Here is a 16,348-nt window from a genome sequence, read left to right as displayed (position 1 = left end):
TCATCGAATTAAAGAAACAGAACCATCTTGTTTAGCTTTTCCGTTAACAATTAGTGTCCAAACATAAACCCCTGTATTAGCCAATTTCCCTTTATAGGTGCCATCCCATCCTTCGCCAAGATCAGTAAATTCATATATTTGCTCTCCCCAACGATTGTAGATATACATTTCAATGTTTTCACCGGCAATATCACCAGTAATTACAGGTCCAAAAGTATCATTCAATCCATCTCCATTTGGAGTAAAAGCATTAGGTACAAAAATTCTATATCTATCAACATATACCATTATTGAATCTGACCCCACGCAACCATTAAAATCTGTATATCCCAGAGTATACTTCCCCTCATCAGTGACCACATAAGTTGAAGAAGTAGCTCCATCCTGCCATAAATAAGTGCCTGGCAAAAATCTAAGATCAATTGAAGGAGATAAGATTTTACTTTCCGTATAAAATATTGTTGTATCTCTACCTAAATCAAATTGAGGCACATCATAAACTATAAAATTTACTTCGGATTGATTTGAACAAGTTCCATTTGTCACTTCCGTATAAAGAATTAAATTATTCGTAATGGTGTGTGATTGTGGATTAAATACAGCTTGTTGCAATGAAACATCCTCAAACCAAGAAACAATAGAACTTGGATCAGATATTGCCCCATTGGAATTCGTCAAGTCATATTCGTTAACCTGTCCTGCCCCAGGCTCATCTTCGCAAAGTTCGATGAGTATATCATTTGCAACAGGTAGAGGATTTACATAGAAATTTAATCTCGCCGTATTTTCACACGAAAGACTATTGGTCACCATTGCATAGTAAGAGTTTTGATTACTAACCGTTACCGAATTTGGAGCCATAACTGATATTGTTAGCTGATCATCCTCGAACCATTGGATTGTAGCATTAGGATCATTACTAATTTGACTCTCATAATCAACTAAATTGATATTGCTTAAAGTAGACGACCCAAAGCTTTCCTCGCAAACATTTTCAGTAACCGTACTTGTTTCAGGTAATGCAGTTATGGAATAATCCAATTCAGCAAAATTCTCACATGTTCCATCCCAGACTCTGGCATAAAAAATATCACCATTACGAACCTGAATATTTTGAGTGTTAATTAACGGATTGGTATAAGCTGCATCAGAATACCAAATTAAACTAGCACCAACAGATGTTGTAATATTTGTTTCATAAACACTTAAGTCTTCCCCACTCACTACTCCTGAATTGAATGCATCTTCACACAAAACGACAGAATTATTTTGTGTAATTGGAAGTGAGCTTATCGTAAAATCGATCTGCCCTACATTACTCTCCACCCCAAAACTAACCCTTACAAAAAAACTATCACCATTACTTATAGCAATATTAGTAAGTGTAGTTACTGGCAAACTAAGTGCGGCATCAAAAAACCACTCCTTAACCGTACCGGGATCATTGTTTACTGATGGTTCCAATTGACTTAAATCATATCCACTTACCGAACTACTACCCTGAACATCCTCGCAAAGCTGAATTTGTAGATCATTAGCCTCGGGAAGTTGACGGACATTAAAAGTGATACTTCCAGCATCCTGACAAAAAGTATCTCGAACATCAGCATAAAAAACATCATTATTTACAGCGTTAACATTATTAGGAGTTAAAACCAAATTGGTTAAAGCCACATCGTTATACCATGTTATACTGACACCTGATGTATTTGATATTAAAGAATTATAATTGGTCAAATTTATACCAGTAGTTAATCCAGTACCAAAACTATCTTCCCAAACATCTTGAATTATGTCTTGCGCTACAGGAAGAGATCTTACAATATAAGTCACAACTGCAACGTTGGTATTAGTTCCATCATTTACTGCTGCAAAGTATCGATTTCCATCTGTAGTGCTAACATTTATAGGATCAGCAATTGGGTTAGTTGGTAAACCATTAGGCTCTGTTGCCCAATCTAAAAACCAGGAAACAGCATCCCCATTCCCTTCATTTATTTGATTTTCGAGTTGCGTTAGATCTACCAATGCAACTCCACTGCCTGCAACATCTTCACAAACTTCAGGGAAAACATCACGAGCTACTGGAGTATTCACAACAGAAAATTGAATGGTAGCCACGTTACTGCAGGTTCCATTTGATACCAATACATAAAAAATATCACCATCAGTAACATCATGAGATGTGGGAATTGGAACTAAATTTGTCAGTCCTGCATCTAAATACCAATCAATCGTAACCGTTTGTCCTCCGACAATTACATTGTTGTAAAAAGTTAAATCCACAGCCAAAGCAATCATTGATCCAGCTACATCTTCAAACTCAGTAATTGTTTGATCGTTTGCAACTGGCAATGCCAGTACAGCATAAGTTACAATTGCGGTATTGGATTCTCCACCACTTTCAACCAAAACATGAAGTTGTTGACCGTTAGTTACCGTAACATTTGTTGGATCAGCAACAGAATTAGTTCGAGCGGCATCATTAAACCAACTTACCGTACTACTTGTTCCTCCGTTAATTGCTCCTTCCAGTAAAGTAAGATCAATTCCTGAAGCTGTTCCACTTCCTGGTGTATCTTCACATACATCAATATTTAAATCATTTGCAATTGGAGACGACCGAACAACAAACTGAACACTACCACGATTTATACAAGTTCCATTATCAATAAAAGCATAAAAAATATCCTGATCGTTAACCGTTAAATTAGTTGGGTTGGTAACCAAAGTTGTAAAAGTTGGATCTTCATACCAAACAATAGGATTACCACCTCCAACCATATTGTCATAGGATGTTAAATCTACACCTGATGCGGTACCACTACCAAAACTATCTTCCCATAACTGAATTGAAATATCATTTCCTTCAGGTAAAGTTTCTACGGTATAACTCACTATAGCCACACTTGATCCAGTTCCAGTTACAACTTCTGCATAAAAAATTTCTCCGTTAGTTACAGTTCTGTTATTTGGGTTATTTACAGGTTGCGTAAGTGCAACATCATGAAACCAGTTTACCGGGAAACCATTATTATTCGTAATAGCAGGTTCAAGTAGAGTTAAATCAATATTTGAGGCTATTCCTGTATTGTAATTATCTTCACAAATTACAATGTTCTGATCTACTGCCTGAGGCTGAGAATTTACAGTGTAAGTAACTACAGCAACATTCGTACACACACCATCGTTAATCTCAACCCAAAATTGTTGCCCATTTGTTAAAGACACATTGCTTGGATCAGACACAGGAACAGATAAGCCGGCATCCGAAAACCATGTATAAGTTATACCAGCACCACCATTAATAGCTCCTTCAAGCGAAGTTAAATCAACTCCACTAGCAACTCCACTTCCTGGGGTATCTTCCCAAACTGTTGGATTTTGATCGTTTGCCGTTGGCAGAGAGCGTATATTAACAGTTTGTGTAATATTATCGGTTCCACCGGATATTAAACTAACTTCCAGGTTCACATTGTATGAACCTGCTGAAGGGAAAACATGATTAACCGTAAAAGGACTCGTATTAGTTACCTGAGATGATCCATCACCAAAATCCCAGGTTGCACTAGCAATATTGGTTAAATCAGAAGTTATTGTAAACTCAGTATTGTCTCCCTCACAATCGAATTGATAGGCGAATTCCAAACTAAAAATACTAGTTACAAAATTTGGTAAGCCTAGCCAACAACGTCTACCTGATAAATTTTTCGAATCAGCCGCAAAATTAGCTCCTGCACCACCTACATCCGGATTATTAATTACATCTAAATTCAAACTACCCGTTGTACCGGATGTATTTGTTTTTGCCAAATAAATGCGATTATCCGGTGCCAGTTGTAGAGCTCCATAAAACCATGATCCACTACCAAGCAATTGAGCAGACGCATTAATAGTAGCTTCATTATTCGATGATATATCAAATTGATATAATTCACCTGGAGTATACAAACTTACATATAACAATTCACCTGACGGTGAAAATTCAACACCATAGGGCGAAGTGTAATTGTTTAATTGAATTGGATTAGAAACAGTTCCTGTTGAAGAATCAAAATCAAACAATTCTACACGATTTTGAGTAAATATAGCTACTGCCAACTTATTGCCATTTGGTGATGTTTTCATATAACCTATAGCAGAACGTCTATCGCTATTGTGCCTAACTCCTACAGTGCTTGTAACCGCTGCTCCAACACCTGTAGCACTTAGTAAATATGCATGAAAGTTTCTACTGTCCCAGCGGTGCATTAAAATCCAAAAATCGGTACCATTTGCATGCTTAACCGCAGTCACTTTCTCACAAACCTCATTACCATATAGTACTGTGTTTTTTGTAGTAACAGCTCCCAAACCTCCATTCATAGACATATCTACAATTGAATATCGAAGTCCATTTCTTAAGGCATTCTGATGGGCATCTACGGTAAAAATATAATACAATACACTACTACCAGGTTGCTGTACAATTATTGATGATTGAGTTGCAGATACATTTCCATCTAAATTATCCCCATTCGCCATTGTTGCATGATTCTTATTGTATACCGTTATTCCATCGGTATAGAATAATAAATCGCCTTGTGCATTACAAACGGTAGAACATCCTTCCTCTGTATCTAAACTGCCATCTGTAAGTGGTGCTGCTGGATCAACATTAAAATCTAATCCCGCATTTTCACCAAAATACCAAACGCCAGCTTGTCCTTGTGCCAAAATAAATTTTGGTACAAACATTAAAATTACAAATAGTATGTATATTCTTAATTTCATTTACAGTAGGACTTGATTTTAATGAGAATGCTAAATTCTAATTGAATCGAGATAGATGGCTTACATACAATTTACGAAATAAAGCTCAAGCACTTACAAAAATTATCAAAGTAAAAAATCAGGTAATAGTTTCAGTTATTGAATTATCACCTGATTTTTAATATAAGTTAAACGGCATTTTTAAAAAATTTTTAGCTCAGTCCTAAATAATCAAAAAGTTTTGATTTCACATTTGCCGTCAAAGGTCTCTTTCCGTTAAGAATATAAGACAGATAGACATCTGTGATACCAATAATTTTGGCAACTTTTTTCTTCTTATCATCAAGAATTCTAAGTCTTTCTTTAATTCTTACCAAATCTTCGTGAATTTCTTGCTTCATAACTATAGTTTTTTAATTGAATATGATTGAGATTAAGGTTTCTAATTTTTAATCTGGTTAGGAGCAACTAGGTTAGAGCTGCTCCTAATACCAAACTAATCTTCTGCAAATTTTAACCAATTCATGGTCAGGTTTTAAAGTGAATAGAGCGAATTAGTTCGGACTATAGTCCAAGCCCGAACCAATAGCTTTTTTTAAATCGAACAAACGCAACTGCTTTTGCAATAAATCGTAGTTCGTATATAAGGCTTTACGGTTTTCAAATTTTGAATTATGTTCTTCACGATCAACAGTAATTACAACTTTTGTATTCTTAAAATGATCGTTGATATACTTCAACATTTCTAAATTAGAAAGTGCTTTTAATGGAATAATAACCAAATCTATCGATGTTTGATTTAGAATAATCTCAGTCTCGATCGGATCATCTGCAAAAAATGCCAATGCATCCAAACTGTGAATATATTCTTTCAATTCACCTATTAATGATCTATTTTCCTTTATAAATAAGATATTCATAGTCTTACCTGATGAGGGAAGTATTTTAAATGTATTTCCTTCCAATATTAAAACATCCATAGAATTCATTCATTACAACGCTTCATCATTATTCAATCGTCGTACCATAAACTATAATCCATTGATTAATTGATAGTTAATATCTAAGGGTGAGTTTTATCAACATTTTAACATTCTCCGATTACGGATATATTATTTTAAGAAAACTAAAACTAATTTCGGAAACCATTGCTATACTTGCAGATAAGGATTTTTTTCTTTTTTGTCCACTATCGGATAATGAAAAAAACGGATAATGAAACATTTTCTAAACTCATCATTTTGCTTAGCTCAATAAAATATTATCTGAAATTTGACATAGAATATCCGAATATGGAGGCAAAAAAAAAGCTCGAAATTATCCGAGCTACTATTTTTATATTTTATGCTTTTTTATTCGTCTATCGAGAGATTGCCAAGTGATGTTTAAAAGATCAGCTGCCTTTGATTTATTATTGTTTGCTTTTTCTAAAGCCTTAATAATACAGTTCCTTTCCACCATCTCAAGATCCAAAGTTTCTTCGGTTGGAAAATGATAATACTCTGAAGATTCCTTATTATTTGTAAGCTGAAAATGTGAAAGACTTAATTTATTGGTATCACAAATTATAACAGCTCGTTCAACCATATTTTTTAACTCTCGAACATTCCCAGGAAACTCATAATCTAACAATTTACGAATTACAGTTTCATCAATTTCATTAATATTCTTCCCCATTATACGATTAAAATATTTCACAAAATAATCTATGAGTAAAGGGATATCTTCTTTTCTCTTTCGGAGAGGCTCCAAATGAATTACAAAAGAGCTAATTCTGTGATAAAGATCTAAACGAAACCCTTTTTCCGTGCTTAAATCCTCTAAATTCTGATTTGTAGCGGCAATAATTCTTGTATCAAAAGGAATTTCAATATTCGACCCAACTTTTCTAATCTTTCGATCTTCTAATACTCTTAAGAATTTGGTTTGCAAGTTCAATTGCATATCTCCAATCTCGTCTAGAAATAATGTTCCTTTATTAGCAGCCTCGAACCAACCTGTTTTAGTATCAGATGCTCCTGTAAAAGCTCCTTTTGTATGACCAAAAAACTCACTTTCGAAAAGTGTTTCGGGTATAGCACTACAATTTACAGCATAAAAGCAATTCTCTTTTCTATTACTTAAGTAATGAATTGCCCTTGCAACAAGCTCTTTACCTGTTCCACTTTCTCCTGTTATTAATACCGAAGTATTTTCTGTTTTTGCTACCTTACCAATTAAATTAATAAGGTTCTTCATGTGTCGACTTTCGCCAACTATTTCATACCCCATTGCCTCATAAAATTCTTTGGAAATAATAGAATAATTTCTCTTAACTTCCTGAAGGCTTTTATTCAAGTTTACAAACTTTTTAGTTCGTTCAATGGCATGCTCAACATCACGTAAACGAAAAGGTTTTGTGAAAAAATCCGATGCTCCAAGACGCATAGAATGTATTACAGAATCCATTTCGCTATACCCACTAATCATGATTACTTCAATCTCGGGGTATTCTTTCTTTATCTTTTCAAGAACATCCAATCCACTCATCTCTGGTAAATTCACATCAACAACAGCAATATGAACTTCATTTCTGTCCATTATTTGGAAAGCTTCAGAAGGAGTTCCTGCTTTAAACACCTGAAAATTTGGATCGATTAAGAATTCTGATAATTCCTCTCGAACCAACTTTTCATCGTCTAATATTAAAATACGAAGATTACTAACAGATATCATTTGGTGGATTTATCTTTTAATTTTCCTTAAAATATACTTCTTTTTTCTCGGTTTTTGTCTCAAATGGAAAAATCAGTTTCATCTCGGTATATTCATCCTTTTTACTTTTCACCGCAATTTTTCCATTCATTTTCTGTACTATATCTTTACTTACATACAAACCTAAACCCGAACCAATACCATTTTGTTTGGTCGAGAAAAATGGCTCAAAAATATAATTCAGATTATCCGGATCAATTCCATGTCCATTATCCTTAATTACAACAACAACCTCTTCATTGATCAATTCTGTTTTTATTGTGATATAATCATTTGTTTTCTTACCCTTGGTTAACTTCTCACCAATTGATTCGTATGAATTGTTCAATATATCAACAATGACCTTTTGCAACTTATATCGATTGCCACAGATGTAAAGCGATTCTGGATTTACTTTTAGTTTGATATCAATCTTGCTGTTCTTATACTGTTTCCTTATAAGATCAATAGCATCCTTAACAACATGATTCACATCAACCGAGTCAATGGCATTTTCCTTTTGGGCAGAATTAAAAATTCCAATTTGCGACAAGTATTTCTTAATTCTATCAATATCATGAAATACCTGAGAGCACTTTTCCCGAATATACTCTTCATCAATATTATCCATAGATAAACGAAGCAAAATATTATCCATTATCATAGATATTCCTGTTAATGGCTGGTTTATCTCATGTACAACCGATCCTGCCATTTTCCCTAGTGACTCCAATTCTGACTTTTTGGATAATAATTGACGTTGAAATTCATTAACCTTCAATTCTTGATTCACCCTCTCCATGAGTTTTTCCGTATTTTTACTAAACTCATTTTCCTTACGCTTTAAGCCAAGTAAATCATCCTGATTTAGCTTTTTATTTTGTTTTGGCAGATCGCCTTGTGACAAACAATGCAATATTGCACGTATGGAAACCTCATTATTATTACGAATTGAATAGGCGCCAAAAACCACTTTTTTCAACTTCTCACTTTTGGTTTGAATGGTAATAACCTCAAAAACAAAATCCTTCTTCCTTCTCTTTTGATCTAAAACTTTGGCAACTTTAAGCTGATCTGTCTTAGGAATAAAATTTAAAAAGTTAATTCCCCTCGTTTTTTGAACATCATTACATTCAAGGAATGCACAACCAAAATCATTAATAAAATTTATCTCATTTTTTTCATTTAATTCTAAAAAAACTTTATCCCGATAAGCATTCTTATCTAGACTTAAGCTTTCTCTGAAGGTCGCATCCAATATTTTTTCCTTTGAAATATTACTCACTAATCCATGCAGATGAAGAATATCAGAAACAGGATCGTATTCCGTATACAGCTTAACCCGAATATGTTTTATACTTGAGTTCGAGAGAATAATTCTATGCTCAAACTCCAATTTCTGACTCTTTTTAGGAAGATGATACAACATTCGATCTATCGCATGCAAATCGTCTGGATGCACCTTCATTTTCAACATCTCTTCCACCGGTGTTAACTCATTATCGAGAACTTCATACAGCTTATAAAAACCTTCCGATCCTTTTAATATCTTGCTATACGAATCCCATTCAAAACTTCCAAGCTTGGTAAGCTTTTCCGTTTTTCGCATTATCTTCTCTTTCTTTAATAGAGAATCACGAATTAATTTTCTTTGAGATACATCACGACCAATAATTAAATAATGAATGTCATCAAAATCTACCTGCTTAAAAATGGTCCATTCAATCCATTTCAACTCACTTAACTGATTTTTTAATGGTTGCTCTACAATCATTGATTGTTTTTTACCATTCATCTGTTCAATGGTCATTTTAAACTGATCAGATAATTCTCTACTTATATCCGAAATTGCATTTTTAGAAATACCATCTAATGAATAATCAAAAAAATCCGAAAATGCTTTATTAGCAAATTCTATTATTTGTGAACTGTTAATTCTTAAAATCAACTCACTCTGACCTTCTAAAATTGTTCTATAATTACTTGCAAGATTTCTAAGTTTATTCTCAAATAGCTCCTTGTCACGCAGAGCTACGTTCAATTCTTGATTTTGAATCTCTTTTTCTTTCTTATTCTTATATAAATCCAGAAAAATGTTAATCTTATTTATTAATATCGTTGAATTGAATGGTTTCATAATAAAGTCAACACAACCAACCTCGTAGCCTCTTTGTTCACTTTCTTTATCTAAATAAAAAGCCGTTAAAAAAATAATAGGAGTTGCAATATTCATTCGTCCCTCTCTAATTTTTTGAGCTAGCAAAAAACCATCCATTTGAGGCATTTGAATATCTAGAATAATGAGGGCATATTCCTTTTTCTCTACTTTTTGCAAAGCCTCTAAAGGTGACTGAATTAGTTCTAATTTCACATCCATCTTCCCCAATAAGGCCCGAAGCAGTTCCAGGTTCTCTATTCTATCGTCAACAATCAATAATTCTGGAGTAAAATCCAATCCCATACACAATTGCTTTAATCTTTAGTGAAATCATACAGAAAAAAAATACCCTCGCAGGGCATTTTACACTTCTCAATGAAATTGTTTGTTTAATCAAAATTAAAACGAAACATCCTAAATGTCAATGCTATTGTGATTAACGTACCAGAAAGCTATTTAGAAATACTTAAAAAATCGGTCAACTCTCCGAAAATGGGTATTAACAAACTACTGATTATCACCTCAAAAAAGAGTTAACAGCACTTTCTAATGTAACATATTTAAAATGAAATCCCTCTGTTTTCAAGCGTTCCGGAACCACTTTTTGTCCTTTTAAAAGAACATCTGCCCCTTTTCTATAAAGTAATTTTAAAATAAACGCTGGAACTGGTATGAATGCGAATTGCTTAAGACATGTAGCTAATATTTTTGTAAAATCAGCATTCGTATTTGCTTCAGGAGCTACCAGATTATAAACTCCTTTCGTATTTTTATCTTTTATCACATATAGAAAAGCTTCCATCAAATCTGCTATGTGAATATATGGAAATGCTTGTTCTCCTGTACCAACTTTTCCACCAAGTCCTAATCTAAATATAGGTAGCACTTTCTTTAAAATACCGCCCTTATCACTCAAAATTACTCCCAATCGAAAAATTACCGTTCGAACACAATCTTTCTCAATTTTCCTTGCTTCTCTTTCCCAGTCCTGACACAACTTTCCTAAAAAATCATTTGAATAGTTAAACTGCATCTCTGTGTTTAATGATGTTGTATCATAGATTCCAACCGCCGAGGCACAAATAAACAATTCAGGTTTCTTCTCCATTATTGAAATTGCCTCATGTAAATTCCGTGTAGTATTTATTCTACTATCACGAATGATTTTCATCTGTTTTTTGGTCCAAACAGAAACCACCGGAGCGCCGGCAAGATGAATAATCACATCTGCATCTTCCAAATATTTACCAAGTAGATTTGCATCTGAATATAGGTGTTGTCTTGAAATCTTCAAGATATCTGCATTAATTACATTCTCAAAATATTCACATAAATGAGAGCCAACCAATCCATTATATCCTGAAATTGCAATTTTCATTTCTAAACGATAAAGCCTGAAAAATCACCTTCTAAAAAAGTTCTTAACTCAGCGCAAGTTATTCTTACTTTAATATTTCCACCCATTATATAGGAAATATTCCCAGTCTCTTCTGAAACTGTAATTACATGTGAATCTGTAGCCTGACTCATTCCAATAGCAGCTCTATGCCTTAATCCAAGACTCCCAGGTATATTACTACTATCGGTAACCGGAAGTATACAACGCGCCGCAAGTATTCTATTATTTGCTACGATAACCGCGCCATCATGAAGCGGTGAATTCTTAAAAAATATAGATTCTAAAAGTGTTCCAGAAACTCTAGAATTAATCAATTTTCCGGTTTCCGCATAAGATTGTAAATCGGTATTTTTCGCCAACACAAGCAATGCACCAGTTTTAGATTTCGACATGTGTTCACATGCGGCAACAATCGATTTAATTTCCTCTTCCCGAACACCTTTATCGTCAAATGCAAACCAATTTTCAAGACTGAATTTCTGATTTACATTGTAGCGAGAACCGAGAAGTAACAAAAACTTTCTGATTTCCTGCTGGAATACAATAATCAAAGCTATTACACCTACCCCAATAAATTGCCCGAGTATACTACTTAGCAATTCCATATTCAAAGCTCGAACCAGTAACCACATTAGGTAAAAAAGAAATAAGCCAACAAAAATATTAATAGCAACTGTACCTCTTATTAAAAGGTAAACCTGATATAGTAAAAGGGCAACCAACAAAATATCTAAAATATCGAAGAGTCCCAGAGTTATAAATGCAGTGATCATTTTTTTGTATTAAATTCAGTCTGTAAGCAAAATTACAATTTTATCGGAACTTTTATGATTGCGATTTGATCTTTGAGTAAAGTTTTACACATTCTACAGCTTCCCTAACATCGTGGACCCGAAGAATAGAAGCTCCTCTTTCCAAAGAAATCATATTTAAAGCCGTTGTCCCATTTAAACTAGTAGATGGATCACCTCCCAGAAACTTATAAATCATCGATTTTCTGGATACACCAATCAAAACAGGAAGATTAAATATATTAAATTCTTTCAAGCGAGCCACTATCTCATAATTGTGAACCAATGTTTTTCCAAACCCAAAACCCGGATCTAAAATAATATCCTTACAACCCAATGAATTTAGCTTCTTAATTCTTTTTTCAAAAAAATCCATCAACTCTCCCATTAAATCATCGTATTCAGGATTTTTCTGCATATTTTGCGGTGTTCCTTTTATATGCATCATGATATAAGGAACTTTCAACCGTGCGACAGTTTCATACATTGACTCATCCAATGTTCCGCCCGAAATATCGTTAATGATACAAGCCCCAAATTCCTCAACAATTTTAGATGCAATTTCAGCTCTAAAGGTATCAATTGATAAAATTGCCTTTGGAAATTCTTTGCGAACGCATTTTACCGCTGGCGCCATTCTTTTGTACTCCTCAGCTGTACTTACTTCAGCTGCACCAGGTCGCGTTGAATAAGCTCCCAGATCAATAATATCGGCTCCTTCGTCAAGTATTTGGCTTGCTCTTTTAATGATATTCTCCTCATTCAAATAGCTTCCACCATCGTAAAACGAATCAGGTGTTAGATTCAAAATTCCCATAACCAAAGGGTTTCGGAAATTAATTGTATTATCACCACACTTAATAGTAAGATTATCGCTGTTAAAACAATTTGTTTTGTAATTTTGCATAACCGATTTTTTTTGAACTAATAACCAAGCAAAAGTAAAATAAAATAACAAGGCTAAGCCTTAATTTACTACTTTTACAGGGAAATTTTCTATAACACACTATGAGCAAAACAGAACAGCAGTACAATTCAATTATTAAAATTTGTACCGATATCTTCACTAAAAAAATGCATGATTACGGAACAGCCTGGAGAATTCTTCGTCCAAGTTCCATTACCGATCAAATTTACATTAAGGCACAACGCATTAGAAGTATTGAAACAAAAGGGACAAGTAAGATTGATGAAGATATTCGTTCTGAATTTATAGCAATTGTAAATTATGGTATAATGGGGATTATCCAACTGGAATTGGGTACATCCGAAGAGGAGCTGCCAAACGACAAAGCATTAGAGCTATACGAAAAGTATTTTCTACAGGCAAAAGAGTTGATGGAAGCTAAAAACCACGATTACGATGAAGCCTGGAGAAGTATGAGAGTAAGTTCATATACAGATCTTATCCTGATGAAAATCAACAGAACCAAACAAATTGAAGATCTTCAAGGGAAAACATTAATTTCAGAAGGTATTGATGCCAATTACTTCGATATGATTAATTACTCAGTGTTTGGTTTAATTAAAATAGAATTTGAAAACGCCCAATAAATCAATAACCAATGAGAGCATTGCAATTCATAAGTCGCTTATTGGTTGGATTTGTATTCATCTTTAGCGGATTTGTTAAAGCAGTTGACCCAATGGGATCAACATTTAAATTCTCCGATTATTTTGTTGCATTTGGAATGGATTCATTTAAAGAGATTGCATTCCCTTTAGCCATTTTACTATCAACTGTTGAATTTGTGGTTGGCTTGGCATTATTCTTTAATGCTCGAAAAGCATTTACTTCATGGATGGCACTGCTTTTCATGTTGTTTTTCACTCCTCTAACATTGGTACTTGCCATTACAAATCCGGTAACCGATTGCGGATGCTTTGGAGATGCTTTGGTACTTAGTAACTGGGAAACCTTTGGCAAAAACTTGATCATTCTTGGGCTTACTTTAATCGTTTTCTTTGGTAGAAAGAAGGATACAAAAACGTATCCTGTTTGGGAACAAAATTTATTAATTGGTTTTGCAACTGTTTTCACAGTATGGATTTCAGTTTATTCTTATCACCATTTACCAATTATCGATTTTAGACCTTATCATATTGGTGCCAATATTTCTGATGGAATGATTATTCCAGAAGGAGCGCCTGCCGATGAATATCGAAGCTTATTCAAATATGAAAAGGGTGGTGTTGTCAAAGAATTCGACGAAACCAACTACCCTTGGCAAGATACAACCTGGAAGTTTGTTGATTCTGAACAAACTTTATTAAAAGAAGGATACACACCTCCTATTCACGATTTTTCCATTTCTAATCATATGGAAGGTGATATTACAAGTCAGGTTTTATCCGATGAACGCTATAGCTTCCTGTTAGTATCCAAAGAACTTTCGAAAATAGATGAAAGTGCCTTATCTAAAATTAAGGATTTAGCAATGTATGCTCTCGAAAATGATATTCCATTAATAGGATTGACCGCCTCGGCTCAGAGTGAAATGAATGAGTTCAAGAATGATAATGAGCTTCCTTTTGATTTTTACAATACTGACGAAATTCAGTTGAAAACAATTGTAAGATCAAATCCGGGATTATTATTGCTACACAAAGGAACTATTTTAGGAAAATGGCATTTTAATGATTTCCCAAAAGCAGATGAGCTGAAAGGAAATTTAGCTGCCTATTCAATTACAAAACATCAAAAATTAAATATCAAACTAGTTTTTATTAGTATTACATCAACTTTACTGTTGCTGATTTGTTTGTTCATACTACTGAGCAGTGGAAAAGCAAGAGTAAAAAACAGATTACAATTATGAGAAGAAAAATTGTTGCAGGAAACTGGAAAATGAACAATACCCTTGAAGAAGGTATTGAGTTGGCGGGACAAATTAATGATCTTGTTGAAAACACTGAAATCAACGATGTAGATGTAGTTATCGGTACTCCTTTTATTCACTTAACTGAAGTAAACAAGGTTGTAAGTGAGAAAATCGCTGTAGCAGCTCAAAACTGTGCTGACGAAAAAAGCGGTGCTTACACGGGTGAAACTTCTGCTGCTATGATTAAATCAACAGGTAGCAAATATGTTATTTTAGGTCACTCTGAAAGAAGATCATACTACGGAGAAACCAACGAAACTTTGGTTAAAAAAGTAAACTTGACTTTAGAAAACGGATTAGCTCCAATTTTCTGTATTGGTGAAGTTTTGGAAGAGCGTCAGGCTGAGAAACATTTCGATGTTGTAAAAAGCCAAATCGCTGAAGGGGTATTCCACTTATCAGCTGAAGAATTCGGTAAAGTTGTTTTGGCTTACGAGCCAGTTTGGGCAATTGGTACTGGTGTAACTGCTTCTTCGGATCAGGCACAGGAAATGCACGCTTTTATACGTAAAACTTTAATTGAGCAATACGGTGAGGAAGTTGCAAATAACACTTCTATCCTTTACGGTGGTAGCTGTAAGCCTTCAAATGCAAAAGAATTATTTGCCAATGCTGATGTAGACGGTGGTCTTATTGGTGGTGCTTCTTTAGCAGCTGAAGATTTCATGGGAATCATTACTGCTTTTTAATAGCAAATAAATACAAAACAAAAGCCGATACACTAGTATCGGCTTTTGTTTTTTCTGGGGTTTAACATACCTTGCAGGCAGAAAAAATACAAAACAAAACATACTAATGGACTACATTGAATTAAAGTGCCAGATTACTCCTTTTTCTGAAGATATTGGTGATATTCTAATTGCTGAATTGGGTGAAATTGATTTTGAAAGCTTTACCCAAACTGACGATACCATTGAAGCTTACATACAAGCTCCTCTTTTCGACATGCAAAAGGTTGAAGAATTAACGGTTAATTACCTACCTAATTTCGAATTTACTTATTCCCATAAAACCATTGAATCTCAAGATTGGAATGCGGTTTGGGAATCGAACTTTCAGCCAGTTATCATTTCCGATCAGGTAGTTATTCGAGCATCTTTCCATACCGATACTCCAAAAGTTCCTTACGATATCGTTATTGATCCAAAAATGTCTTTCGGAACCGGACATCACTCCACGACTTCATTAATGGTTCAAAATATTCTTGAAACCGATCTTGAAGGCAAAAGAGTATTAGATATGGGTTGTGGCACTAGTCTGCTTGCCATTTTAGCTTCGAAAAGAAATGCTATTAGAGTGGATGCCATTGATATTGACGAATGGCCGTATAAGAATTCATTGGAAAATATTAAAAATAACGGAACCAAAAACATATCCGTATTTTTAGGTGACGCCGCTTTATTAGAAGGAAAAACCTACGATGTTGTATTGGCGAATATCAACAGAAACATTTTGGTAAATGATATGAAACACTATGTTGCCTGTCTACCTAAGGACGGTATTTTGATTATGAGTGGATTCTATACCGAAGATCTATCACATATTCAGAAAGAAGCTGATAACAACAATATGACTTACCTTGATCACAAAGTAGATCAAAACTGGGTATCTGTACGATACAAAAAAGCTTAAG

The 16,348-nt window shown here is 34.2% G+C and carries 12 protein-coding genes; 4 read left to right on the top strand and 8 right to left on the bottom strand.

Going from position 1 to position 16,348, the window contains the following annotated elements; genetic code table 11:
* From GCQ56_RS06020 to folP, 8 genes are all read right to left on the bottom strand, one after another.
* Nucleotides 1-4,773 (bottom strand): gliding motility-associated C-terminal domain-containing protein, encoded by a 4,773-nt coding sequence (locus GCQ56_RS06020; protein WP_152733514.1) that lies wholly within the window; start codon nucleotides 4,771-4,773, stop codon nucleotides 1-3.
* A 191-nt stretch (nucleotides 4,774-4,964) separates the two neighbouring features.
* Nucleotides 4,965-5,153, bottom strand: coding sequence for a helix-turn-helix transcriptional regulator (locus GCQ56_RS06015; protein ID WP_152733513.1), 189 nt, complete (start codon nucleotides 5,151-5,153; stop codon nucleotides 4,965-4,967).
* 153 nt (nucleotides 5,154-5,306) lie between these two features.
* Complete coding sequence (locus GCQ56_RS06010; protein ID WP_152733512.1) at nucleotides 5,307-5,732, bottom strand: hypothetical protein; 426 nt, start codon at nucleotides 5,730-5,732, stop codon at nucleotides 5,307-5,309.
* A 355-nt stretch (nucleotides 5,733-6,087) separates the two neighbouring features.
* On the bottom strand, nucleotides 6,088-7,467 hold the full coding sequence (locus GCQ56_RS06005) for a sigma-54 dependent transcriptional regulator (RefSeq protein ID WP_152733511.1): 1,380 nt from the start codon (nucleotides 7,465-7,467) through the stop codon (nucleotides 6,088-6,090).
* Between the two features lie 16 nt (nucleotides 7,468-7,483).
* Complete coding sequence (locus tag GCQ56_RS06000) at nucleotides 7,484-9,946, bottom strand: response regulator (RefSeq protein WP_152733510.1); 2,463 nt, start codon at nucleotides 9,944-9,946, stop codon at nucleotides 7,484-7,486.
* Nucleotides 9,947-10,160: 214 nt separating this feature from the next.
* Nucleotides 10,161-11,021: a TIGR01777 family oxidoreductase gene (locus tag GCQ56_RS05995; RefSeq protein WP_152733509.1), complete on the bottom strand. Its 861-nt coding sequence runs from the start codon at nucleotides 11,019-11,021 to the stop codon at nucleotides 10,161-10,163.
* A 2-nt stretch (nucleotides 11,022-11,023) separates the two neighbouring features.
* Complete coding sequence (cdaA, locus tag GCQ56_RS05990; RefSeq protein WP_152733508.1) at nucleotides 11,024-11,815, bottom strand: diadenylate cyclase CdaA; 792 nt, start codon at nucleotides 11,813-11,815, stop codon at nucleotides 11,024-11,026.
* Between the two features lie 52 nt (nucleotides 11,816-11,867).
* Nucleotides 11,868-12,740 (bottom strand): dihydropteroate synthase, encoded by an 873-nt coding sequence (folP, locus tag GCQ56_RS05985; protein ID WP_152733507.1) that lies wholly within the window; start codon nucleotides 12,738-12,740, stop codon nucleotides 11,868-11,870.
* Nucleotides 12,741-12,841: 101 nt separating this feature from the next.
* On the opposite strand from folP, the gene GCQ56_RS05980 reads away from it, so the two are divergent.
* From GCQ56_RS05980 to prmA, 4 genes are all read left to right on the top strand, one after another.
* On the top strand, nucleotides 12,842-13,387 hold the full coding sequence (locus GCQ56_RS05980; RefSeq protein WP_152733506.1) for a DUF1599 domain-containing protein: 546 nt from the start codon (nucleotides 12,842-12,844) through the stop codon (nucleotides 13,385-13,387).
* 11 nt (nucleotides 13,388-13,398) lie between these two features.
* Nucleotides 13,399-14,652 carry a BT_3928 family protein gene (locus GCQ56_RS05975; protein ID WP_152733505.1) on the top strand — a complete coding sequence of 418 codons (1,254 nt, stop codon included), beginning with the start codon at nucleotides 13,399-13,401 and terminating at the stop codon, nucleotides 14,650-14,652.
* A complete protein-coding gene (gene tpiA, locus GCQ56_RS05970) occupies nucleotides 14,649-15,404 on the top strand; it encodes a triose-phosphate isomerase (protein ID WP_152733504.1) in 756 nt (251 codons plus the stop codon). The genes GCQ56_RS05975 and tpiA overlap by 4 nt, the downstream gene beginning before the upstream one ends.
* Before the next feature lie 106 nt (nucleotides 15,405-15,510).
* Nucleotides 15,511-16,347, top strand: a complete 837-nt coding sequence (prmA, locus tag GCQ56_RS05965) for a 50S ribosomal protein L11 methyltransferase (RefSeq protein WP_152733503.1) — start codon at nucleotides 15,511-15,513, stop codon at nucleotides 16,345-16,347.
* The last annotated feature ends 1 nt before the right edge of the window (nucleotide 16,348 follow it).

The organism is Marinifilum sp. N1E240 (genome assembly GCF_009295825.1).
In the GTDB taxonomy this organism is placed as follows: Bacteria; Bacteroidota; Bacteroidia; order Bacteroidales; family Marinifilaceae; genus Marinifilum_A; species Marinifilum_A sediminis.
This window is presented reverse-complemented; position numbering and strand designations above follow the sequence as displayed.